General features: G+C 44.9%; 25 protein-coding genes. 11 read left to right on the plus strand and 14 right to left on the minus strand.

Annotation, left to right across the window (positions count from 1 at the left end):
• Positions 1-219: 219 nt before the first annotated feature.
• The 3 genes from OH31_RS09155 (at position 220) to OH31_RS09170 (ending at position 2,842) form a co-directional block, all read left to right on the plus strand.
• Complete coding sequence (locus OH31_RS09155) at positions 220-1,194, plus strand: hypothetical protein (RefSeq protein WP_158497427.1); 975 nt, start codon at positions 220-222, stop codon at positions 1,192-1,194.
• Positions 1,195-1,482: 288 nt separating this feature from the next.
• Positions 1,483-2,154, plus strand: coding sequence for a hypothetical protein (locus OH31_RS15270; protein ID WP_242402242.1), 672 nt, complete (start codon positions 1,483-1,485; stop codon positions 2,152-2,154).
• Positions 2,155-2,278: 124 nt separating this feature from the next.
• Positions 2,279-2,842, plus strand: a complete 564-nt coding sequence (locus OH31_RS09170; protein WP_024930479.1) for a hypothetical protein — start codon at positions 2,279-2,281, stop codon at positions 2,840-2,842.
• A gap of 149 nt (positions 2,843-2,991) precedes the next feature.
• Here the strand turns inward: OH31_RS09170 and OH31_RS09175 are convergent, their stop codons facing one another.
• The 3 genes from OH31_RS09175 to OH31_RS09185 all read right to left on the minus strand — a co-directional run bounded on the left by OH31_RS09175 (position 2,992) and on the right by OH31_RS09185 (position 5,619).
• Positions 2,992-3,474, minus strand: a complete 483-nt coding sequence (locus tag OH31_RS09175; protein ID WP_148296202.1) for a hypothetical protein — start codon at positions 3,472-3,474, stop codon at positions 2,992-2,994.
• A gap of 481 nt (positions 3,475-3,955) precedes the next feature.
• Positions 3,956-4,822: a GyrI-like domain-containing protein gene (locus OH31_RS09180; protein WP_024930481.1), complete on the minus strand. Its 867-nt coding sequence runs from the start codon at positions 4,820-4,822 to the stop codon at positions 3,956-3,958.
• A 347-nt stretch (positions 4,823-5,169) separates the two neighbouring features.
• The gene (locus OH31_RS09185) at positions 5,170-5,619 is read right to left on the minus strand and encodes a hypothetical protein (RefSeq protein ID WP_148296203.1); all 450 of its coding nucleotides are present in this window, start codon (positions 5,617-5,619) and stop codon (positions 5,170-5,172) included.
• A 315-nt stretch (positions 5,620-5,934) separates the two neighbouring features.
• On the opposite strand from OH31_RS09185, the gene OH31_RS09190 reads away from it, so the two are divergent.
• The 3 genes from OH31_RS09190 to OH31_RS09200 all read left to right on the plus strand — a co-directional run bounded on the left by OH31_RS09190 (position 5,935) and on the right by OH31_RS09200 (position 9,569).
• On the plus strand, positions 5,935-6,408 hold the full coding sequence (locus tag OH31_RS09190; RefSeq protein ID WP_232411613.1) for a DUF2127 domain-containing protein: 474 nt from the start codon (positions 5,935-5,937) through the stop codon (positions 6,406-6,408).
• 372 nt (positions 6,409-6,780) lie between these two features.
• On the plus strand, positions 6,781-7,182 hold the full coding sequence (locus OH31_RS14415) for a DUF2946 domain-containing protein (RefSeq protein WP_158497428.1): 402 nt from the start codon (positions 6,781-6,783) through the stop codon (positions 7,180-7,182).
• A gap of 212 nt (positions 7,183-7,394) precedes the next feature.
• Positions 7,395-9,569, plus strand: a complete 2,175-nt coding sequence (locus tag OH31_RS09200) for a TonB-dependent siderophore receptor (protein ID WP_024930484.1) — start codon at positions 7,395-7,397, stop codon at positions 9,567-9,569.
• A gap of 257 nt (positions 9,570-9,826) precedes the next feature.
• Here OH31_RS09200 and OH31_RS09205 read toward each other — a convergent pair whose 3' ends face one another.
• Positions 9,827-10,264 (minus strand): helix-turn-helix domain-containing protein, encoded by a 438-nt coding sequence (locus OH31_RS09205; protein ID WP_024930485.1) that lies wholly within the window; start codon positions 10,262-10,264, stop codon positions 9,827-9,829.
• Positions 10,265-10,377: 113 nt separating this feature from the next.
• Here OH31_RS09205 and OH31_RS09210 point away from each other — a divergent pair, with 113 nt between their 5' ends.
• Positions 10,378-10,863, plus strand: a complete 486-nt coding sequence (locus OH31_RS09210) for an ester cyclase (RefSeq protein WP_024930486.1) — start codon at positions 10,378-10,380, stop codon at positions 10,861-10,863.
• A 206-nt stretch (positions 10,864-11,069) separates the two neighbouring features.
• Here the strand turns inward: OH31_RS09210 and OH31_RS09215 are convergent, their stop codons facing one another.
• The 3 genes from OH31_RS09215 to OH31_RS09225 form a co-directional block, all read right to left on the minus strand.
• Entirely contained in the window at positions 11,070-11,510 is a 441-nt protein-coding gene (locus OH31_RS09215) for a DoxX family protein (RefSeq protein WP_019883604.1), read from the minus strand.
• 25 nt (positions 11,511-11,535) lie between these two features.
• On the minus strand, positions 11,536-13,191 hold the full coding sequence (locus OH31_RS09220) for a DUF692 family multinuclear iron-containing protein (protein ID WP_024930488.1): 1,656 nt from the start codon (positions 13,189-13,191) through the stop codon (positions 11,536-11,538).
• 74 nt (positions 13,192-13,265) lie between these two features.
• Positions 13,266-13,535, minus strand: a complete 270-nt coding sequence (locus OH31_RS09225; RefSeq protein ID WP_024930489.1) for a hypothetical protein — start codon at positions 13,533-13,535, stop codon at positions 13,266-13,268.
• A gap of 377 nt (positions 13,536-13,912) precedes the next feature.
• Here OH31_RS09225 and OH31_RS09230 point away from each other — a divergent pair, with 377 nt between their 5' ends.
• Together OH31_RS09230 and OH31_RS09235 are read left to right on the plus strand one after the other, a co-directional pair.
• Positions 13,913-15,073, plus strand: a complete 1,161-nt coding sequence (locus tag OH31_RS09230) for a hypothetical protein (protein WP_024930490.1) — start codon at positions 13,913-13,915, stop codon at positions 15,071-15,073.
• Between the two features lie 154 nt (positions 15,074-15,227).
• The gene (locus tag OH31_RS09235; RefSeq protein WP_024930491.1) at positions 15,228-15,719 is read left to right on the plus strand and encodes an ATP-binding protein; all 492 of its coding nucleotides are present in this window, start codon (positions 15,228-15,230) and stop codon (positions 15,717-15,719) included.
• Positions 15,720-15,813: 94 nt separating this feature from the next.
• Here OH31_RS09235 and OH31_RS09240 read toward each other — a convergent pair whose 3' ends face one another.
• The 7 genes from OH31_RS09240 to OH31_RS09275 all read right to left on the minus strand — a co-directional run bounded on the left by OH31_RS09240 (position 15,814) and on the right by OH31_RS09275 (position 20,042).
• On the minus strand, positions 15,814-16,284 hold the full coding sequence (locus OH31_RS09240) for an arsenate reductase ArsC (RefSeq protein ID WP_024930492.1): 471 nt from the start codon (positions 16,282-16,284) through the stop codon (positions 15,814-15,816).
• Positions 16,285-16,300: 16 nt separating this feature from the next.
• Positions 16,301-17,347 (minus strand): ACR3 family arsenite efflux transporter, encoded by a 1,047-nt coding sequence (gene arsB, locus OH31_RS09245; protein ID WP_024930493.1) that lies wholly within the window; start codon positions 17,345-17,347, stop codon positions 16,301-16,303.
• Positions 17,347-17,805, minus strand: a complete 459-nt coding sequence (locus OH31_RS09250; protein WP_024930494.1) for an ArsI/CadI family heavy metal resistance metalloenzyme — start codon at positions 17,803-17,805, stop codon at positions 17,347-17,349. Before OH31_RS09250 ends, arsB begins: the two co-directional genes overlap by 1 nt.
• Entirely contained in the window at positions 17,805-18,143 is a 339-nt protein-coding gene (locus OH31_RS09255; protein WP_024930495.1) for a helix-turn-helix transcriptional regulator, read from the minus strand. Before OH31_RS09255 ends, OH31_RS09250 begins: the two co-directional genes overlap by 1 nt.
• A 255-nt stretch (positions 18,144-18,398) precedes the next feature.
• On the minus strand, positions 18,399-18,932 hold the full coding sequence (locus OH31_RS09265; protein WP_024930496.1) for a cytochrome b: 534 nt from the start codon (positions 18,930-18,932) through the stop codon (positions 18,399-18,401).
• Between the two features lie 45 nt (positions 18,933-18,977).
• The gene (locus OH31_RS09270; protein WP_019883593.1) at positions 18,978-19,388 is read right to left on the minus strand and encodes a hypothetical protein; all 411 of its coding nucleotides are present in this window, start codon (positions 19,386-19,388) and stop codon (positions 18,978-18,980) included.
• A gap of 318 nt (positions 19,389-19,706) precedes the next feature.
• Positions 19,707-20,042 carry a hypothetical protein gene (locus tag OH31_RS09275; protein ID WP_024930497.1) on the minus strand — a complete coding sequence of 112 codons (336 nt, stop codon included), beginning with the start codon at positions 20,040-20,042 and terminating at the stop codon, positions 19,707-19,709.
• A 125-nt stretch (positions 20,043-20,167) separates the two neighbouring features.
• Here OH31_RS09275 and OH31_RS09280 point away from each other — a divergent pair, with 125 nt between their 5' ends.
• Together OH31_RS09280 and rnk are read left to right on the plus strand one after the other, a co-directional pair.
• A complete protein-coding gene (locus OH31_RS09280) occupies positions 20,168-21,091 on the plus strand; it encodes a LysR family transcriptional regulator (RefSeq protein WP_024930498.1) in 924 nt (307 codons plus the stop codon).
• Positions 21,092-21,253: 162 nt separating this feature from the next.
• Positions 21,254-21,613 (plus strand): nucleoside diphosphate kinase regulator, encoded by a 360-nt coding sequence (gene rnk / locus OH31_RS09285; protein ID WP_024930499.1) that lies wholly within the window; start codon positions 21,254-21,256, stop codon positions 21,611-21,613.
• Positions 21,614-21,676 lie beyond the last annotated feature (63 nt).

The following is a 21,676-nucleotide window of genomic DNA, read 5'->3' on the forward strand; positions in this document are numbered from 1 at the left end:
GTTGGTCGTTATGCTGGCTTGGCGTGGTAATTAGGAGTTTTCCAGGCGGGAGTGACAAGCGTTGATAATCAGGTTCGATTGTTAGGTGGGCAGTGCAGGATTAGAGACTCAAAGTTAACGCCTTGGGTCTTTTTTATTTTTAGGTAAGGTCGGCTATATCAGAAAACTTGAAACTAGTGCACAGTGAATAGCCATTACTTTATGGATATGGAGTTTGCCATGATAAGCAGTACAAAAAGAATTGGTATCGTTTGCATAGTATGGACACTTAATTTATTTGTGTCTCAAGCCTTAGCCTTCGATTATCAGATAACCGAATTAGAAACATTGGGCGGTCGGGAGAGCGCAGCGTTGGATATTAATGATAATGGGCATATTGTTGGCTATGCTTATTCACCCAATGACCAACATGCCAGTATGTGGGTGGATGGAAAAATCTTTGATCTAGGTTTTAGAACGGCCAATAGCATAAATAATAACAATGAAGTTGTGGGTCTGATGGCCTCGCCATATACAGCAGTTATATGGAGAAATAATCAAATAACAGTCCTTAGTAATGAAACTCAGTCTGAGGCGATAAAAATTAACGATGCTAGTCAGGTTGTTGGTACCTCTACACCTAAAGGAAGTCGGCACTGGAATGCTACATTATGGGCTACTGGGTCTTCCAAAGACTTAAGCCCGCTACCGAATAAAAATAGCATTGCAAACAGTATTAATAAGCATGGCGTGATAGTTGGGTTTTCTAATTTAACTGAAAATAATCTTCGCCATGCTACGGTATGGACCAACGAAAAAGTTACATTACTCGAGGCCTCTGGAGATATTGAAAGTGAGGCAAAAGATATAAATAATAACGGGGACATTGTAGGGCATATGCAACCCAAACCTGATGGCTTGGATTACGCGATGTTATGGAGCAGAGGAGAAGCGATAGTTTTAGGTAGGGGCTCAGCATTAGCAATTAATGATAATGGAGATATAGTTGGTGTCGCTTTTCAAAATCAAAGAGCAATGATGTGGTCAAATGGATCAGAAATAAATCTAAATTCAGTAATAGATCCATCACTGGGTTGGAATCTAGTTATAGCAAACGCTATCAATAATGCAGGGGTTATTGTAGGTAAGGGTTATATTCATGGTCATTGGAGAGGTTTTGTCATGACTCCAAAGGAATCGACTGTTCAAAAATAGTATTAACTTTCCCACTTGCTGCTACATCTCTTATCCATAGCCGCACGCCTTGAGTCATAGCCAAACAATCACGGGCTGGATGACACGACGGTAATTCCGGCGGCAATCGTTGGTCGTTATGCTGGCTTGGCGTGGTAATTAGGAGTTTTCCAGGCGGGAGTGACAAGCGTTGATAATCAGGTTCGATTGTTAGGTGGGCAGTACATTATGAGACTTGAGGCTAACGCCTTGGGTCTTTTTTGTTTGGGGGGTAAACTAGCTCTCAAGTTAAACTACTGTTGAGCTTTTATGAATATAGACCTTCAAAAAGCAGATTCGCGTTTGCTCCATGAACCATTTGCACTACAGCTCCGTGAAAGTGGACCACAAGTTGCACTTTCGTGGTTGACTGAAGTGCTTTCCGGTCAGTCTTCTGGTTTGCGTTCATCCAACTCCTATTTAGTCGCATACACAGGATGTCCAGAAGCTATTGACTGGCTTGAGGTTACAGTAGATTCGCCGGTTTCTACGCATTGGGGAGAAGGCGCTGCTTTGTTGGGGACGCCTTGGTCACGCATAAAACTATGGTTGTCTTCTGAAGCTGCAAAACAATTGATGGCACTGGATACATTAATTGCATATCGAGCACCATCACCAAATATGTCTCCTTTAGCGCAGATAGCTGCTGCTACATTACCTGATGCACCTTCTATAATAGAGTACGAAATGGTTCTGAAGTCTGTTATTACAGAAACTAGTTCATTTCGATTAAGAAAGTCTGTAGAAAATGCTCTGGCTTATGCTGATGAAATTCTTTCGCGCCAAAATCGTGGTGTGGTAGTTGCTGATCTACCTTTATTGTTTCTTCAACCTGAACTATTTGCCAACGCATCTGAAGTTTTAAGAAAGCACGAAGTAGTTATGTCTGGTATGCGGCAATCAATCCAAAATCTGCTCAAGAGTTTCAAGCTGAAAGGATGATAATCAACTTCGATTGCTAGGAGAATAGAACATCATGAGACTTGAAGTTAACGCCTTGGGTCTTTTTTGTTTAATAGGCCTAGGATATATTAGGCTCAAATTACTGCAATAGCTTGAATTTGTCATGATCAATAGAATAACTAAATTACTCGCCTTTGCTATTACGCTTTCTTTTTCAAATTGCACACCTGCGGGTAGTTCTAGCATGCGTGAAGGTCCTTTAAAGAAGCTTCCTAATATAGTTAAGAGCGAAATTGCTGAGATGACCTCGGCTTGTCGGCAAGTGGAAGGTAAGCCTAGGACTTCGCCAGACTTTTTATTAATTGCAGATATAAATGGCGACAAAATTTCAGATTACGTTATCAATCCAATGGCATTTAATTGCATTGGTGCTGAGTCGCTTTTTTCAGGCTCTGCAGGTACTAACATAGAAATTTATATTGGTACTACCGATGGACAAGCTCGCAAAGCCTTCATGTCAACTGCTCATGATGTAGAGTTAGACATGAGTACTAAGCCAGCAAGAATTCGCATGCTGGTTGAAGGAGCCCTTTGTGGCCAAAAGCTCACCTCTGAGACGGCTCATAGTGATTATAAAGCTTGTTGGAGACCAGTCTTATGGAGTAAGAGTAAGCAAAAATTAGAGTTTGCACCCTTATCACAAGTTGATTTCAGTGATTTCGAGTAATTTTTTAGATGTACTCAACTCTGCCTAAAGTCGCACGTCTTGAACCATAACCAAGCAATCATGGTCTGGCCGATACGACGGTGATCCCGGTGAAATAATTGGCCGTTATGTTGGCTTGGCGTGGAAGTTGGGATTTTTTAGTCAGAGGGTTATCTAGGAAGAATCCGCTTAATACCATGCATGATACTTGTATAACTATTCGGCGCGAATTTTGGAATTACTGACGAACCAATTGCGTTATTTGAAGCTGCAATTAATACTTCTGTATCACCTTTAATTGATTCGCGTACTGAGGCTGATGGCAAAATCATGAGAGATCTGTCTGCTGATACGATAGCTAAAGTTTCCCAGTCTTCAGTATCGTGTAGTGTAAGTTTGACCCATAACCAATTATGGCGTTTTACTATCTGCTCAGCCCAAGTGATTGCAATTGCATATTCAAATTCCTTGCTCTCAATGCCTTCTGCTTTTGGAGGTTTGCCTTTTTGCCAGTCATATGTGACTGAATCCGCCCAAATTAATAACTCTTCGGACGAGCTGTTCTTTGTTTCAGGATTCAGTACAAGTCTAATGTCTTGTGCAAATGTGTGAAGTTTTTCGATTTGTACATTTTCGAGTAATTCTTCAGTCACGGTCGCATCTTCTTTTCCTGATATAGACGGGGATATTAACAGTATGCAGAGTAAGAGTATAAATTTCATTGAATGTAGTTATTTTAAAGTTTCATCATATTCTAAACCTTAAAACTCATAATCTGTTGGTGCTGTGTTCGACTCACAGAGGGGGCCACCATTTATAAAGAGACTCAAGGTTAACGCCTTGGGTCTTTTTTGTTTTGTGGTAATTTGGACTTCAGAGTATTGGTGAGTGTTATGCAAACATAGTTTGGCTTGGTGGTTGGTTTTTTGCCTTATTAGGTTTTATATGTGCAATCGCTAGATGGGGGTAATTTACACTGGTGATTTTATTAAGTGTTAGTAGTTAGAGACACAATAATACTTTTGCTTTATCAAATCCCCCGACGCACTCGATGACTCGTCGCCTTTCGATGCGCTATATAGCTTTCTTGCTGGCGTCGATTTAGTCAGGTCGTCGAGTCGTCGTTTTGTTTGATTACTTCAGTGGTAGATAGATATCAGTCACTAGATCTGCCTCAGCAATATCTGGTAGTAAATTCAAATATTGAAAGTAAAGTGGGAAGTCACGTAATTCTTCGCCACTATTAGGCAGCCATTCTCGGTATAAGGGATAGATTGACTCTCCCAAACGGTTATGTGATCCCAAATGTCTTACTACTGCGCAACGGCCACCTGGGATAGTTTTCATAACGATTCCATGCGTATTTTCTGGGACATCACTTTTAACTTCGCCAGCAATGTCAAAGCGAAATTGTGATGGTTCGGTTGTATCTGGATTGTCATAAGCAATACCAAACGTTTTACTTGAGTTTTTCGGGGACAATCCCGTTGCTTTCCTCCAAGCGATGAATTGACCTACCGTATTGTTGAGCTTCTCGACGGGGCCAAGATGTTCTTTTACGGCAATAAGCGTATTCTCAAAGTTAGTAATATCGACTTTCACTTCGTAATTCCTTTCAGGTAACCGAAAGTCGAATACTTTGTGCCAGGCTTCCCAATCAGGATTGTTTCTAAAAGCAGAGGGAGACTTGCCAACTGCATTTTTAAAAGCACGCGTAAACGACTCAGGGGTTTCAAAGCCGGCATTAAGTGCGATATCAATAATCTTGACTGACTCTTCGAAAGCAATCCTGTATGAAGCTTGCTTAAGACGAAGCAATAAAACATATCTAGCCACAGTAATGCCTATGTAATTGGCAAATTGCCTATGGAAATGGAATTTGGAGAAGTTAGCGATTGAACAAAGCTGATCAACAGTTAGTTCTTCATCGAGGTTGTGTTCAATATAACTTAGAACATTTTGAAGTCGGGCCGCATACAACTTTGATTTTTGCTTATTCATCATATTTTCCTTAACCACGAGCAGAAGTATGATGATTCATAGAAGGCTATACCTGACAGAAATTGCTAACTTTGACTGAATGGTTTCATTTTTATGTGATAGACAGTACAACAGATGCATGCGCGTCAGAATTTTGGGATTTGGCACTCTCGCAGCCCGAAACTCAGCCCATATTTGCACGTTTTGAGCTATAGCCAAGCAATCAGGGGCTAGTTAGACAAGCAGTCTCAATGGCAATCATTAGCCGTTATGTTGGCTTGGCGTGAAAAGCGGGGTTTGTCCAGCTGTGAGTGATCTAGCTTGATGCTCAGATTGGACTCACAGGGAGTAGTCATTTATTTATAGATTCATTTAGGGCTACTAGATGCTTCAAACATATATTGTCCAAGTGACCAACCAATTCGAAAGTTATAGACTCTTTCCGATTTGGCATCAATTTCAATGGAGCGCACAAGGTCATTGGGTTCTTTGTGAAAGTTTTGTTCTCCAGCCATGTTGACTGAAATGGTATGTATTCCAGGTTCTAACCAAATTGTGAGCATTTCACCATGATCGAGTTCAGCAAATCTTTCACCATCTATAAATAGTGACGAATAAACAGCGCTACCAACAATACCTGAGTCTCTTAAAAATGAAATTTGGGCGTAATTTGCCTTGGGTGCTAAAAGCTCTCGTTTGACTACTCTTCCGAGGGGAATACCTCTGGCACTTTCTTTTGTCATTGGGGTGGTGGAACAACCAGCAATAAAAAAAGTTGTAATTGTTAATAATGTAAGAATTCTCAGAGGGTTTTTCATAATAAAAATTATCGTTTTAGCTAAATTAATATATTTATTGCAATGATATCAGTTGGTATCATTTCTCCGTGTATAAACTATTAACCGACAGCAATCTTATTGTCAAATATGTTGCAGTCGGGCCGTGTTCGCACGCCTTGAGCCATAGTCAAGCAATCCAAGGCTGGTTGAGCCGGGCGGTAATCCCGGTTGTGATCGTTGGCCGTTATATTGGTTTTGCGTGAGAGTTGGGATTTCTTCAGACGCAGCTATCGTTATAGCTGGTTCTAATTTAAGATGAACGCGGCTAGAGTCGAATTCGGTAAAGGAGTTAGGTTGAAACTTGCAAATAGGTTAGGCATTCGAGTGATTGCATTGTTTGAGGGCGGTAAGGCCATGCTCATGTTGGTTGCCCTGCTCGTTTTTATTTTGGATTTTCATCTTAATGCCTATGATTTAGCAGAAACACTCGTCGGCAGACTCCATCTCGATCCTCAAGGTCATTACGTGAGTCTGCTGCTCAAGGTGGCTGAGAATTTTAGTGGAGGCGAACTCGCCGCTGTTTGCGTGTGCGCATTGATGTATTCTGTAATCAAATTTTCTGAGTCTATTGGGTTATGGAATCAACGCCCATGGGGAAAGACTTTGGGTATTGCCAGTATAGGTGTGCTTATACCGTATGAGGTTTACGCTTTATTCCACCAATACACTCATTTCAAGTTAATGGTTTTACTAATCAATACTTCTATTGTTTTGTATCTATTCATGTTTTTCAATAGACATACAATTCTATCTTCATCTGAACTCTAAAATCCTGCTCTAGGTGCGCATTGTGAGTCATTGGCAGGCAAGATTGACTGATGGTGTGATACCGATTGAGATTTTTGGCCGTTATGTTTGCTTGGCGTGGTAATTGCCTCTGAATCAGGCGGAAGTAACTTAGCGTTAGTACAAGATTCGATTGTTTGGTGGGCCGTACACATGAGAGACTCAAGGTTAACGCCTCGGGTCTTTTTTGTTTTGTAGACTGCAACAAATGGAAGAACGATTCATTTGCTTCATAAGCTAGCATGCAGTCAATATATTCAATAAAGCTTCACCGCCTCTCTAAAACAATTAACTATCAATACGATTATCCCTCTGTATAATTCAGCCATGCTTTCAAAAAGACTTTTTCAACTCATGCATAAAATCGCTTTTCTAGCGGTATTGTTTGCGTCGCTTGCTCCAAGCGTATCGCATGCATTGGCTGGGAAAAGTCGCACCAGTAACTATATCCAAGAGATTTGTGGTGTTGCTGGTAAAAAGCTCTTCATTCAGGTAATTACTACTCAGGGCAATGTAATTGAAACAGGCTTGAGTATTAAACCCCGCGATCATTCAAAGACAATAACTCATCAAATCGACCACTGCCCATTCTGTCACGCAGGAGTATCAGATTTAGCAGTGCTTGAATACAACCCTGCATTCATAGCTTATCTTGAAGTGCTAAAGAATGTAGTTCGTGTAGATGATATTGTTTTCGTACAACCCCAGATTCTTCACTCTGCGCATTTATCACGCGCTCCTCCCGTTCTAGCCTAAGTCTGTTTGTTCAATTATCCCTAGCTCACTCACTTGGGCATAGGAGGTTTGTGCTTGGCAGCTCTATTGCTCCGCAAAGTTACTAGATTCATTTGAAACATCATCTCAACTCTCATCGTGATGTGTTGGATGATTTAATCAACAACGGTAAATCCTAGCTGTGATGGCGTTGCAAAGCACAACACATAACTAACTATAGGTAAGAAGTCTTTATGAAAAACAATAATCCCGTTATCTTAACCCCTCGTTTGTCGATATTGAACGTAGCGATTGGTTTGGCCTTATGCTCAGGTGCTTGGGCAGAGGAGGTCATGCAACTGCCAGAAATCAAAGTCATTGGCGAAAGGCTGCCTGCGTTTGGTGTTTTATTAAATGGTGAAAGTTTGAATGCACGTCGTTTTGCTACTAATGACACGAGTACATTATTGGATGGCGTACCTGGCGTCAGTTTTTATACAGGGGGTGGTGTGTCTAGTCTGCCTGTGATCAATGGCTTGGCTGATGACCGTTTAAAAATCACCGTGGATGGCATGACCATTACCTCTGCATGTCCAAACCACATGAATCCGGCATTATCGTATATTGACCCGGCAGCATTAGGCCAAATCAAGGTGTATGCAGGGATTGTACCTGTTAGCCAAGGTGGCGATAGCATTGGCGGTTCGATTGCCGTTAAATCTGCACCTCCTGCGTTTGCACAACCAGGTGAAGGCATTAAGACATCTGGCAATGTCACTGCTTTCCATCGCAGTAATGGCAGCGTTGATGGCGTAAGTGTACAAGCCAACGCCGCTACCGAAAACTTTAGTATTGGCTATGTCGGCAACACAGTTGATGCTGGCAACTACAAAGACGGTAATGGCAATGAAGTTGTGGCTAGTCGCTACAAAGTGCGTAATAACACGCTAAAGTTTGCGGCTGTTTCAGGTTCACATTTGTGGACTGTCGCTCTAGGTTGGCAAGACATCCCATTACAAGGCTATCCTAACCAGGCCATGGATATGACCTACAACAAGAGCTTTTCTTTCAATGCTGGTTATAGTGGAAACTTTGATTGGGGTACGCTCGAAGCACGGGCTTTCCGACAGCATGTACGCCATAAGATGGACGTCCTGTCAGACAAAGCGGCTGCCGCAGGATTTGCCGTTGCTAATTCGTATATGCCCATGGACACCGATGCGGTTGATCTTGGCTACTCAATCATTGGTACAACCCAATTAAATGAAAATCAAACGGCTCGTTTAGGGCATGAGTTCCATCGCTATAGTTTGGATGATTGGTGGCCGCCATTGGCTGGGTCTATGGCGATGGGGCCTAATACTTTCTGGAATGTCAATGGAGGTCGGCGTGATCGGTTGGCGTTGTTTTCTGAGTTGGATACCAAGGTCAGCAATAAGCTATCCACGCAAGTTGGCGCTCGAGTTGAGAAAGTCACCATGAAGACAGGGGACGTTCAAGGCTATTACGATGCTAGCGCACCATTTGGCGATGCCTATGAAACGGATGCGAATGCTTTCAATGCCCGAGAGCACAAGCGAAGAGACTTGAACTGGGATCTGACTGCTTCAGCACGTTATGTAGAAAACGCAAACGAAACCTACGATATTGGATTCTCACGCAAGACGCGCTCACCCAATTTGCATGAACGTTATACATGGTCCAGCGAAGCCATGATGGCTGGCCTGATGAATAACTGGTTTGGGGACCTTAACTCCTATGTCGGGAACTTGGATTTAAAACCAGAGGTGGCTTATAGCATTAAAGCAGGTGCTGATTGGCATGACACGGAACGTCAGAATTGGCAGTTGAAGGTGACCCCTTTCTATACTTACGTTAAAGACTTTATTAACGCCACTGCAAATACCTCATCCAACCCCTATAACATGAGCGGGATATTGGGGCGTCAGTCTCTCACATTTACTAACGAAGATGCACAACTTTACGGTGTTGATATTTCCGGTAAGAAGCTGCTTGGCCAGGCCTATGGCGAATGGACAGCGCGTGCGGCTTTGAGCTATACCCGTGGCAGAACGACTAGCGGTGACAACCTTTATAACATTATGCCTTTGAACACGCGTTTGGCGATTGACCACAGCCTTGGTGAATGGTCTAACACGTTTGAAACTGTCATCGTCAGTGCCAAGGATCATTTGAGTACTGTTCGTGCTGAGCAAGGCACGGATGGTTATTCTATTGCGAACTATCGCACCGCTTATAAGATAAATAAATCTGTCAGGCTGGATGCCAGCATAGACAATGTCTTTGACCGTCAATATGACTTGCCATTGGGGGGATTGGAGTATGTCAGCGGCAACATGACGACTGCTCCTAAGGCTGTACGTGCGATGGGACGTTCAGTCAACGTTGGCGTATCTGTTAGCTTTTAAAAAATAAGTCGCCCACTTGTGCTCTCAACCCCGCTCTTGGTTGCTCGTTTTGAACCATGGTTAAGCGTCAGGAGGCTAGTGAATACGACGGTAATCCCGGTGGCAATCATTGGCCATTATGTTGGCTGGGGGGAAGTTGGCGTTTGTCGAGGCGGCAGTGGCTTAGCATTGATAATCAGATTCGATTGTTAAATGAGTAGTACCTCATGAGAGACTCAAGGTTAACGCCTTGGGTCTTTTTGTTTTGGGATTCGATCTTAGTTAAATACAATCTTACGTACGTTTGGTTGCTGCTGTTCTGAGTCTTGGGCCTTATCGTAAGCTGATTGCGCTGCCAGCACTTCCTCAATATGTGTTTCAGACCAGACCCGAATGGCGGCCAAGGGTGCCACCAGTGTGAAACCGAGCGGTGTGATGCTGTATTCCACTTTTGGTGGCACTGAGGCGTAAACAGTCCGTTGTATCAAGCCATCACGTTCCAGGCTGCGCAGTGTCTGTGTCAGCATTTTTTGCGAAATCCCGTCAGTTTCGCGCTGCAAAGTACTAAATCGCTTGGTTTCCCGCTCGAGTAATCCTAAAAGCAATACTGCCCATTTATCAGCAATTCTGTTCAACATCAGGCGGGTCGGGCATTGCTCGTTATATGCGTTCCAGCTAGTCGAAATGTTTAATTCATTTTTTTCTTGATCACTCATGATGTACTCAGAATTAAATTCATTGGTTACTTATAGGTTCCTACTTACTAATAGTAACTATTGGGAATAATATGCGCAACTCCATTTTATGATTTGTTTGAAAAGGAGTGTTTATGAAGTTATTGAAAGTGATACTGAGCGCATTTATTTTTTATTTATCGTTTATTTATGGAGCGTCTGCTATGGCCCAGGATTTATCGCAACAGAACAAACAATTACTAGCCAATTTTGCTAATGAGGTATTTGTAAAAAAAGATTTAACGAATTTGCAAGAGTACTTGCATGATAACTATATCCAGCACAACCCCATCGTGCCGCAGGGGTTGTCAGGTTTTAAACAGTTTTTTGCCGACTGGTTTAAAGCTGTGCCGGACTGGCAATATCGGCTGGAGAAAATCGTGGCTGAAGGCGATACCGTGTGGGCCTATGGTGTTTATTCCGGTACCCAGCAAGGCGACTGGTTAGGTATCCCATCTACAGGCAAGCATTACAGTATTCATGCTGTAGATATCTTTCGTATCGAGAATGGTAAGCTGGCCGAACACTGGGATGTGATTGACACCTATGGCTTGTTCAAACAGTTGGGTGTCATTCAGTAGTTACTGGTTTTGGGTATCCTTTGATCAGGTAGGCGGATTTTTAATCCGTTTGTTGTGGATTGGATCCGCGCATACCAAATATTAAAAGACGGTTCGCAGCAAGATGAGCCGTCTTTTCAATATTTCAACTTTCCGCCTGTCAGCGTTCTTGGCCGTTATGTTGGTTTGGGAGGCTGATGATTGTTAAATACACATAAAACACACGGTCACTTTTTTCGATTCAAACGCTCTAAGAAATAATCGATAGAAACCTTACCTGCACCACCAATGGCAAGCCAGGTAAATACTGCAAAGTAGGTCGCCTCTTCAAAACCCAGCAGGGTTTCCACAGAGTCAATGTCAGCCAGCCTGGCTGAAATAATCGCCACGACCATCACCGTAGCAAGTGCGCCGCCGCAGATTCTGGTCATCAGCCCCAGTATTAAGCCCAATCCGCCCAGGAATTCCCACCCTGCGACAAAGGGCGTCAGCAATTCCGGATAAGGAATGCCCCAGCTTTTGAAGTTTTCTATGATGGCGGGCAGATTCGTGAGTTTACCCCAACCGGTCAGCATAAAGGTGTATCCGACGACGATGCGCGCGATCAATGGGCCCACCCATTCAAAATGCGAGGCAATTGTTTTAGGCCACCAGATCAATATGTTCATAAGAGCGTTCATGTGTATTTCCCCTTTATAGATACTCGTAGTGATGCGATGCCAATAAGCCGTTTCGCATCCATTTTGAAAAATATGCCGTGATCTTGTGTTGCTCGGTTTCATGTACGTCAGAAAGTGTCTCACCGATGGTGGCGCCATCAAATAGTTTGGAGAGCAACCCAAACTCCTGTGCCTCCAGCTCCATACGCCAGACCACGTCCTCATGCCTGAACACGGCCAGGTAAACGGCCTCATTCACTGGCACCACAGGCCTATGGTCATCCATGACGGCCTGGTAATAGGCATTCACCTGCTGATCAAACTGCATCAGGGCCAGCGCTTGCCGAGGATAAAGTGTGAGGTCCAGAAGTGTCTCGGCAGTCAATCCTTGAATATCCGCTTCATGGAGTGCTGCGGTTTCTGTAGGATCAGTCATTTGTGCAACAGCGGTTTCCAGCTGGCACAAGGCATGCGCAAAGACATCGTTGGGCAAGGTTTTTTGAATAAATGCTGGTAGTTTCAGCGCAAAGCGGCCAATGTTAAAGTGATCCGGCAACACTTCGCCCACAAATGCCCAAATGAGTGCAGAGAATCTTTGTTCGGTCAGGTAATGCATTAATACCGGGTAGTCTTCCGCAACCACATCATACAAGCGGTAGCGGTAAGCGTTTGCGTACACCGATAGCTGCTCATGTGGCGCAAACGCATTCTTGGCCCGTATCCACTGATCAGGGACGCTATCAAAGCGGTCGCCAAGCATCACCGCCTGTTGCATATGCGTTTGTGCCTCTGGCAGAGTGACATTTTTCTCAATAAAAATTACGCTGTCAGCCTGTGCAATGTGCGGTAGGGTAAATTCGGTCGCATGTTGGGCAGCTTCCCTGGCTTTGTCCAGTTCCGCATACAACACCGGAAATTCGGGGATATGGTCGTCCCATTCAATCATGGTGTTCGGAACACGCCCGGCGCGGTTGACCGCATACTTGTACAGGTTCCACACCTCATCAATGACATGGTCATCGTGGGTATCCACAATGTAATGCCCTTTATTGCTATGCCCTGAAAGATGCATCTGTATCACCCGGCCCAAAGGCAGCGCATCCAGGTAGTTTTGCGGGTTCAGCCTGTGGTTAAAGCAGGTCACATACACATTATTTATATCCAGCAGCAAGTGGCAATCAGCCTCTTTGGCCATGGCCGCAATAAACTCTGCTTCTGGTATGGTGGAGTGCTTAAACTCTAGATAAGTCGACGGGTTTTCCAAGGCGACTCTGCGCCCCAGCCGGTCTTGTACCTGTTGAATACGGCGAACAATGTGCTTCAGCGATTCTTCGGTGTAAGGCAGCGGTAGCAAGTCGTGTGTATTCTTATGCGCGACGCCAGTCCAGCACAGATGATCTGAAATCCAAGCGGGGTTCAGCCAGTCCATCAGTGCTTTCAGTTTTGTCAGATACTCGGAATTCAGCGGATCCACACTGCCAATCGACATGGAAACCCCATGCATCACCACTGGATAAAGCTCCTTGATGCGCGCCAGGTTGCGTTTTGGTTTGCCGTCGGTATCCATAAAGTTTTCGGAAATCACCTCAAACCAGTCAAGCTTGGGCTGATGTTCAAAAATATAAGAATAATGCTGTGGCCTAAGCCCGAGCCCGAAACCGAGCGAAAATGATGAATTAACTAAGCACATTTAAGAAAAGGCCTCCTCAAGAAAGCAGGGTAACTCTCCCTGCTTTCTTGGTGCTGATTGAGATAATTGCTCAGTTATTTACTGCCGTCTGTTGCGCAGGAGCCGTGACCTTTGCATGCATTTTTGCCATCACCGCCCTGGCCTTTGCATGAATTTTTGCCCTTACACGCATGCTTCTCTTTGCCATCTGCCGTTTTGCAATTGGCTTTTTCCATCTTGGCATTATCTTTGCCGTTACAGCTAGACTTAGCATCTTCTCCTGCAAATGCTGGAGAGGCCGTCATCACTGAAGCTGTAAAAAGACCCAAAAGTGCGGCAGTAGCCAATTTGTTAGTAGTTTTCATAACATCTCCTAAAAGTAACAATCAATAAAAATGAATCAATAACCTTGTAGTGCCAGCATTAGTCAGTTGGAATAGGCAGCCCTTACATTTATTTTGAAAGTTTTTTTGATTTTGCTTATAGGACGTTAAGCAAAAAATAAAAACAATTGATTGCGCCATCTTGCCTCTTATCGCTCCTCTCGAACCATCGTTCAGAAATCAGCGATGGTATCCATTACTTGCGTTTGGGCCTTAAGGCAGAAACATGTCCCAGTTTATGAATTTGACCGAAGTGCATATGTACGACAATAAATGGTCTCGCCAGTAGCGGTGACTATGTAATATTTATAAGTGCTCATCATTGAGCACAAATCGTTTGTAAATCAAAAGGGGAAATTATGTTTTCAACTACAACACGTTCTGCGTTGGTGATGACCGTTGTGGCGATGTTATTGATTCCGTTAGCCGCGTCCTGGTTTGCTTATCCGACTACGCATCTACCGCCAGGTTTTGGCGTTTTTCCACCCCAGTTTGTTGCAGAGCCGCCGGGGTTTAATCTGATTGTTTTTATTGCGGTTGCCCTGCTCGAAGCAGCATTTGCTGCTTTTTTAATATTCCCACAATGGTTCGGTTTTAAACCGGCCGCCCCATCTCCGCGGCCTACACTGCAGGCGTTGCCTTGGTGGTTTTGGGTGGGGGCAGTTGTCACACTGTTCTTTTGGTGGTTGATGTGGACGCGTACGACACCGTTTGGTGATTTGGTGTATTACGCCTTTACGCCGATGTGGTGGGGATTTATCTTTGTGCTTGATGGCTTGGCATACCGCTATTCTGGTGGTTACTCGCTGTTTGCAAGTCGTCCTAAAACATTTCTGATTAGTGCGGTTGTATCGATCTTTGGCTGGTATTTCTTTGAATATTTCGATTATTTTGCTTTAGGTAACTGGTATTACCCTAATACTGACATCCCTGGTTTAAGCCATGCCAAGATTGTGTGGATTTTTATTTTTGCCTACACCACTGTTTGGCCTGCCATTTTTGAGTGGTATACCTTGCTGAATGCTTTTCCTAAAATTGCAGGGCGCTATGCGCAAGGCCCCAAACTGGCCCTGCCGGCAAAGCCAATGTTATATCTGAGTTTTGTGTTGTTTGCCGCCGTGCCGTTCTGGCCTTATCCGTTGTTTTGGGCCATGTGGATTGCGCCATTGATAGGTATCGCTGGCATATTGATGATGCGTGGTATCTGGACACCATTTACCGATGTCGCCAACGGCAATTGGAGTCCGGTTCTTTTGATGGCGCTCAGCTCATTGTTTAACGGATTTTTCTGGGAGGTTTGGAACTACGGCAGCGCGCATCCGGCATTACCGGTCACCAACCCGAATTACTGGGTCTACGATATTCCTTATGTGAATGTGATTCATATTTATGCTGAAATGCCACTGTTGGGATTTGCAGGCTATTTGCCTTTTGGTGTGCTGGTGTGGGTGGTATTTATCTGGGCGGGTAAGGTGCTTGGTTTTAATACCGATATTCTTCCGAGTGGTAAAGGGCATTGATGCGCCCGTCATTCACTCACCTGTAGTTTTGGGTATTGTAAGTACTCGACGCGTTAGGTAGGCAATGCATCCTAAGAGACTCAAGGTTAACGCCTTGGGTCTTTTTTGTTTCGGGGTGTTAGTATTCATGCTCATCAAAAGCCAAGGATACGCTGTGAATCAGAAAGGAACGTTAACTTTCTTTTGTGGAAAAATGGGCGCTGGAAAAACGACAAAATCCAAGACGCTTGCGCTAGAGAAAAACGCTGTATTGATATCAGAAGATGATTGGTTATCTGCACATTATCCCGATCAAATTTATTCATTTGACGACTATATGACGCACTCCGCCCGGATAAAACCTTTTGTGAAATTGCATGTTCAATCCATTCTTAAAACAGGCACGAATGTTGTGATGGACTTTCCAGCCAATACGATTCACCAAAGAGCCTGGTTTAATCAACTGTGTAGTGAGGCTGAATGCAATCATGCGCTGATCTATCTGGATTTAAGTAATGAGCAATGTCTGTTGCACATAGCCAAGCGAAGAACGGAACAGCCAGAACGCGCACAGTTTGATAATGAGGCGGTGTTCTACCATGTGACTAATTTTTTTGAGCCACCTTCACAAAATGAAGGTTTGAACATGGTGCATATTGAGTATTGATCTATTACTGAATGCTCATGGCAATACCCAACTTTTGGATGACTGGCAGTGGTCGATGTATTTGCATGGGGAAGTGAGTGCATTTTTAGACGTCTCAAATATGACCAATCAGCTGTAATGCCTGCTTTAGTTTTTCTTTATTATTCAGGCAGTCAGGACTCAGGTTCAGGAATGCCTCAATCCTTGTGCGTAGAATCGAGTATGCTTGGGTGAATGCAGCCTCTATTTCAGCGTCGGTACCAGTTGCTTTGGCGGGGTCATCAACGCCCCAATGCGCCCTTAGTACGTTACCAAGGTATGCCGGGCAGGTTTCCCCCGCCGCATTGCTGCATACGGTAATCACAATGTCTGGTGTCACTGGCAGGTTGTCCCATGACTTGCTGTAATAGCCCTCTGTGGCTATGCCCTCACGCTTGAGCAGGGCGATAGAGCGCGGATGCACTTCACCAGTAGGCTGGCTGCCTGCGCTCATGGCTTGCATGCTGTCTGGCGCTAATGCATTGAATGTTGCTTCAGCCAGGATGGAGCGGCAGGAGTTGCCTGTACATAAAAATAGGATATTCATTGCATGCTTTCGATAATTAGGCGTTCTCGTACCAATCACGGCTACGATTGACGATTGCGACCACAGACAACATGACGGGCACTTCAATGAGTACACCGACCACGGTGGCGAGCGCCGCACCTGAGTTGAACCCAAACAGCGCGATAGCCGTTGCTACCGCCAGCTCAAAGAAGTTTGACGCGCCAATCAGTGCCGATGGGGCAGCGACACAGTGAGCCACCTTCAGTTTCTTGTTTAGCCAGTACGCCAGCATAGCGTTGAAATACACCTGAATGGTAATGGGCACTGCTAACAAGGCGATCACGAAGGGCTGCGCAATAATCTGCTGACCCTGGAAACCAAACAGCAAGACCAGCGTTGCCAGCAATGCAGACAGGGAAACAGGCTGGATGCGTTTGAGTAATGTGTCCAGCGTTTGCTGACGGCCTGACAATATCACTTCACGCACAAACTGGCTGATCACCACAGGGACGACAACGAAGAGCAGCAGAGACAAAAAGAGCGTGTTCCAGGGGACGACGATACTGGATAGTCCCAACAATAATGCGACCAGTGGCGCGAAGGCAAACAGCATAATGGCATCATTAAGTGCCACCTGAGAGAGAGTGAACTTAGGCTCGCCGCCGCATAGCCCACTCCAGACAAACACCATCGCCGTGCATGGGGCTGCCGCTAACAAAATCAGGCCAGCGATGTAGCTGTCAATTTGCGCCGCGGGTAACAAGTCACCAAACAAGTGGCGAACAAATAGCCATGCAAGCAAGGCCATGGAGAAAGGCTTCACTATCCAGTTGATGAACAATGTCACGCCTATGCCCTTGCTGTGCGCCAGGACATCGCCCATGGTCTTGAAGTCAATCTTTAGTAGCATCGGGATAATCATTAGCCATATCAGGACAGCTACCGGGAGGTTCACTTCAGCGATTTTGAGACTGCCCACCGTTTGGAAGAAGCCAGGAAACACCTGACCTAATGCGATGCCGGTTACGATGCACCCAAGCACCCACCATGTCAGGTGGCGTTCAAAGTTGCTCATCGGGCTGGTTTGCGTGATCTGATTCATTAGCAGCACTTCTTACGGGTAGCCATTTCAATCTTTTGCGCAGCCGGAATGCAACAGGCAGCACCAGGCGCTGATGCTTCTTGCCCGCTAAAGGTGGGCGCACTGGCTAATGTGCGATAGGTTTCCCAGGCGATCCCAGAGGGGTCTTGCACCCAATGCTTGTCAGACTTTGCATAGCAGCAAGTCGTACCCTCTTCAGTCACCAGGCTAAGCTCGGCTTTTTCTAAGCGCGCTTTGATTTCATCAAGCTCAGATTCATGCTCAACCTGAATACCAATATGGTCTAAGCCAGCTTTGGCACCACGTTTGCTGATAGCAAAATTGACTAACGGGTCATCCAGCATCCACTTGGCATAGTCGGGTTTAGAGACGGTTGGAGACGCGCCAAAGAGCTTGCTATAGAAGCCGACACTCTGATTGATATCGTCAACGGAGACATGCAAATGCATACGTTTCATTATTCATTCCCTTTCTCGGGATTGCAGCTAGTGACATCGGGGCAGCATTCAGTGACACCGGCACAGCAATTTTCAGTGAGATACGCAAGCAAACCATTCATTGCGGCATAGTTGGCCGTGTAGTAAATGAATCTGCTGACCTGGCGCGAGTGAATCAGTCCGGCATGGCTAAGCTCTTTGAGGTGGAACGAGAGTGTGCTGGGCGGAATGTCGAGTTTCTTACCAATACTGCCCGCTGGTAGCCCCTCAATGCCTGCTTGAACAAGCAGACGAAATATCTCCAGGCGTGCCTCTTGAGCGATTGATGAAAGCTGCGTCACTGCTGATTTAATGTCCATGTATTCCATATTTCCATAAATATGGAAATAATGCAACCATCTGATAATTTAATTGCATCAGATGGGTGTGTGTCAGCTAACGATACGTATTGAGCGAATGGTTACCGCTGGCAATAAAGGTTGGGGCGGTCATTCCGGTGGAGAGTGTTGGCGTGGTGTGAGCGTTGGCATTTATCAGGGCGAGGATGGCAAGCTGTAGTGCTCGCCTCGCCTCATAGTGGCCGCTATTGATAGAAGCTGCCCTGATAGGATTTTCTATGAATGCTCTTCTATTAGGCCAAAGATTTGATGATAAATGGCCGCAGTAATATGGACTGCAAATAGCGGGTAAATCATCACCGAAATTAAATAATGAAAGCCTAATAAGGTTTGGTGAATGGGGTGCGCTTTTTCAAGTAATGGCGGCAATTCTAATATGTCGGAAAAATACAGTGTTTCGCCGCTGCTTAGCAACATCAATATCCCCAAGAAACACTGTGTCATGATGATGAGGTATATGGATCTGTGCAAGGAAATCGCCACCAGCTTTTGCCAGGTTTTGATACTGTAAGAGTGAATAGGATTTGGGTTCAGGTTTCGCCATGTCAGCCTGGCAAGCATCAATAGCAGCAGCAGAATGCCGATTGAAGCGTGCAGGGAGATTAGTGTCAGTTTGTCAGCGTTGGCGGCCTTGTCTGTGAACTGGCTAGCCACCACGATGATGGTTAACAGCATCGCTACACTGGTCCAATGCAGAATTCTGGCGATCAGACCATATTGTGTATACGAGTTCTTAAGATTGATGCCCATGGTGAGTATGCGCCCAAATGCTATTGCTTTACGCTAGCGTTAAGCTTACTTCAGAGAGTATCTAAGCGTTTTAATCGCAGCCATGCCAAACCCAAAGGTGGTTAACGATAATGTCGTATAGAGAAACACAATATAAGGCAATGAGTGAATTTTGGGGGCAATCGCTAACACGAGAAATGCCGTTGGGTTACCGATGGAACCTAATGCCATTGGCCATAGGACAAACTTGGGCAAGCTAATTTTTGAGGCATAAAAACCTAATAACAACATGGTCATCATTAAGTAGTCTAAATGGCCAGATAGCAGGTTTTCGGTGCTGGTAAATAGATTGAGCATGTAAGGAATTTTCATGCCGCGGGTCATCACCAGGCACCATGCCAGCACTAAACCCAATAGCAATGTCATGCAAGCTGTCCTCAGTAAAATCACATTGCCTGCATGTTTATCTTCATTCATCTTTATTTCCCCTTGAAGTCTTTGTTTTAATTCGCCACACCACTAAAGCTGTCTGACTAAACCTAATGCGAAACACTCAAATTAGGATAGATCCCCAGTATAGGCAGACAGGTCTGTATGTAGTGTATAAACTTTTTTGGGGTAATGCAAGAGGGGGCTGGTCAGGGGGGGGTATTGATGCGACTAATTGATGGTCATTTGGAGTTAGATCGTTGGCTGATCTGTCGGCTTGGCCTTATGGTACTTGATTTTCGCGCGCTCATTGAAGGGCTCAAGAGCGCGGCAGTGACGGTATCCATTCAGATTTCTAAACCTGATTCATCTCATTTTATAAGTGTCGGTATGAGTGACGGCGACTGATGGAGATGCTGCCCCTAAGAGTATGGCCAGCAAGTGATACAAATAAGGCACGAATGAAATCGCTGCCAGGGCTGGTGTCAGGTCGAATACAAAGGCGACAGACGGGATGAGCACCAACCAGTTTTTGCCGATAATGGTGCCTCTGATCAAGCAGATTCCCCATATTCCGACCATCGATAAAATGTAAAGTATAGAGCCATTTGCAATAGCGCCAGCATCAGCCAAATAGGTTGGCAATATCAGGACAAGATAAGTCATCACGAATAATCTGGTATTGGAAAATGCTTTATACATGGCTCAACATCCTTGTTTATGCTTCATTTTTAACCTTCATCCAAGTCGTATGTTATACATTTCTATGGATAAAATTAGTCCTTCAGATTGCATATAACTGTTTCTTATTGGGATACAATCAGCTGATGTATGATTTAAACCTGATGATCATTTTTGCGCATGTAGTCAATGAGCAAAGCTTCTCGGCTGCAGCCAGGAAGCTGGGCATGACCAAATCCTCCGTGAGCAAGGCGGTCGCGAAGTTAGAGCATGCCTTAGGCGCCAGTTTACTTAACCGCAGTACCCGGCATCTCAGCTTGACCGAAATTGGCACTGGCTTTTATGACTATTGCACCCGCATCAGTTATGAAGCCGAAGAAGCACAGCAAATGATTGAAAGCCTGAATGCACAACCGCGCGGCGTGCTTAAAGTAGCCGCTTCAGTGGCTTTTGGCACCTTGCATATTGCGCCTGCCATTGCTGAGTTTATGGATCGATATCCGCAACTGGAAATCGACATGACGATTACCGATCGCTTAGTGGATTTGACTGAAGAAGGGTATGACGTGGTGATTGCAATCACCAGGGATTTGCCGCAAAGCCTGGTGGCGAGAAAGCTGGCACCGATTCGACGAAACCTGTGCGCAACCCCCAAATACTTTGAGCGCCATGGCATTCCCGTCATCCCGCAGGATTTAGTCAATCATAATTGCCTGGATTATATTCACTCGGGAGATAAAGGCCTGTGGCGCTTTAACGGGCCACAAGGCGAGGTTGCCGTTAATGTCTCTGGCAGGTTGCGGATTAATGACGATGAGGCATTGTCGCAAGTCGTTTTAGGCGGCTTTGGTTTGGCGCTATTACCAACGTTTATTATCGGTAAGGACCTGCAAGCCAAACGTCTGAAATCGGTCTTGTCTGAATACATTCCTGTAGAGCAACATGTCTACGCATTGTATTTGCCCAAGCGGAATCTACCCTTGAAAACCCGTGCCTTTATTGACTATTTGTCTGAGCGATTTGGCGCAGAACCTTATTGGGATAAAGCGTCGCCATCCGACTTGGATTGAAAAAGCAGTTCTTTTCTGATGCTTGATCACTGCAACATAGAGTGATTGTAGTCATATAGGAAACAGTGATGTTCTATTGCACAGGCTTATTTTTTCCACCTATAGCTATTATTCTGTCCGCTTGCCCTTGGGGATGATTAGCATTTTGTATGGTTGGAAAATATGGAATCTGAAAACTTAATATTGTCGGATCAGGACTATGCGCGCTTATCGACGCTGGTGAATGATGAATTGTTACGGGATGAGCTAGGCAGGGCGATTGTCGTTGCCGCGGATCAAGTGCCTGTGGATGTCGTGAGGATGAACTCACGTGTAATTTACCTGGATAAAAGCAACGATTTAAAAAGAGAAGTTGAGTTATGCTTTCCAGACGAAGCTGATTTTAAACTGGGAAAGATTTCTGTATTTTCACCGGTGGGCACTGCTTTACTCGGGTTAAAAGTCGGCCAGGAAATTGACTGGCCATTCCCGAATGGCGAATCCAGGCGGTTGAAAGTGGTGAATGTGATTCACGCACCTTAAAGTTTTTCGCGTTGATACGAAGCGCCTTCCCGGCACATTCGGGAAAATTTCCCATATGAAAGA

Origin of the sequence: Methylophilus sp. OH31, from assembly GCF_000576615.1 — a bacterium.
Lineage (GTDB): Bacteria > Pseudomonadota > Gammaproteobacteria > Burkholderiales > Methylophilaceae > Methylophilus.

Excerpts from the sequence above, each read along its gene's own strand:
- OH31_RS09265 (WP_024930496.1), bottom strand. The coding sequence starts at position 18,932 with ATGGGCATCAATCTTAAGAACTCGTATACACAATATGGTCTGATCGCC.
- OH31_RS09225 (WP_024930489.1), bottom strand. The coding sequence starts at position 13,535 with ATGAAAACTACTAACAAATTGGCTACTGCCGCACTTTTGGGTCTTTTT.
- OH31_RS09155 (WP_158497427.1), top strand. The coding sequence starts at position 220 with ATGATAAGCAGTACAAAAAGAATTGGTATCGTTTGCATAGTATGGACA.
- OH31_RS09215 (WP_019883604.1), bottom strand. The coding sequence starts at position 11,510 with ATGAACATATTGATCTGGTGGCCTAAAACAATTGCCTCGCATTTTGAA.
- OH31_RS09200 (WP_024930484.1), top strand. The coding sequence starts at position 7,395 with ATGAAAAACAATAATCCCGTTATCTTAACCCCTCGTTTGTCGATATTG.
- OH31_RS14415 (WP_158497428.1), top strand. The coding sequence starts at position 6,781 with ATGCATAAAATCGCTTTTCTAGCGGTATTGTTTGCGTCGCTTGCTCCA.
- OH31_RS09230 (WP_024930490.1), top strand. The coding sequence starts at position 13,913 with ATGTTTTCAACTACAACACGTTCTGCGTTGGTGATGACCGTTGTGGCG.
- OH31_RS09170 (WP_024930479.1), top strand. The coding sequence starts at position 2,279 with ATGATCAATAGAATAACTAAATTACTCGCCTTTGCTATTACGCTTTCT.
- OH31_RS09250 (WP_024930494.1), bottom strand. The coding sequence starts at position 17,805 with ATGAAACGTATGCATTTGCATGTCTCCGTTGACGATATCAATCAGAGT.
- OH31_RS09270 (WP_019883593.1), bottom strand. The coding sequence starts at position 19,388 with ATGAATGAAGATAAACATGCAGGCAATGTGATTTTACTGAGGACAGCT.
- arsB (WP_024930493.1), bottom strand. The coding sequence starts at position 17,347 with ATGAATCAGATCACGCAAACCAGCCCGATGAGCAACTTTGAACGCCAC.
- OH31_RS09220 (WP_024930488.1), bottom strand. The coding sequence starts at position 13,191 with ATGTGCTTAGTTAATTCATCATTTTCGCTCGGTTTCGGGCTCGGGCTT.
- OH31_RS09280 (WP_024930498.1), top strand. The coding sequence starts at position 20,168 with ATGTATGATTTAAACCTGATGATCATTTTTGCGCATGTAGTCAATGAG.
- OH31_RS09210 (WP_024930486.1), top strand. The coding sequence starts at position 10,378 with ATGAAGTTATTGAAAGTGATACTGAGCGCATTTATTTTTTATTTATCG.
- OH31_RS09255 (WP_024930495.1), bottom strand. The coding sequence starts at position 18,143 with ATGGACATTAAATCAGCAGTGACGCAGCTTTCATCAATCGCTCAAGAG.
- OH31_RS15270 (WP_242402242.1), top strand. The coding sequence starts at position 1,483 with ATGAATATAGACCTTCAAAAAGCAGATTCGCGTTTGCTCCATGAACCA.
- OH31_RS09240 (WP_024930492.1), bottom strand. The coding sequence starts at position 16,284 with ATGAATATCCTATTTTTATGTACAGGCAACTCCTGCCGCTCCATCCTG.
- OH31_RS09275 (WP_024930497.1), bottom strand. The coding sequence starts at position 20,042 with ATGTATAAAGCATTTTCCAATACCAGATTATTCGTGATGACTTATCTT.
- OH31_RS09180 (WP_024930481.1), bottom strand. The coding sequence starts at position 4,822 with ATGAATAAGCAAAAATCAAAGTTGTATGCGGCCCGACTTCAAAATGTT.
- OH31_RS09185 (WP_148296203.1), bottom strand. The coding sequence starts at position 5,619 with ATGAAAAACCCTCTGAGAATTCTTACATTATTAACAATTACAACTTTT.
- OH31_RS09205 (WP_024930485.1), bottom strand. The coding sequence starts at position 10,264 with ATGAGTGATCAAGAAAAAAATGAATTAAACATTTCGACTAGCTGGAAC.
- rnk (WP_024930499.1), top strand. The coding sequence starts at position 21,254 with ATGGAATCTGAAAACTTAATATTGTCGGATCAGGACTATGCGCGCTTA.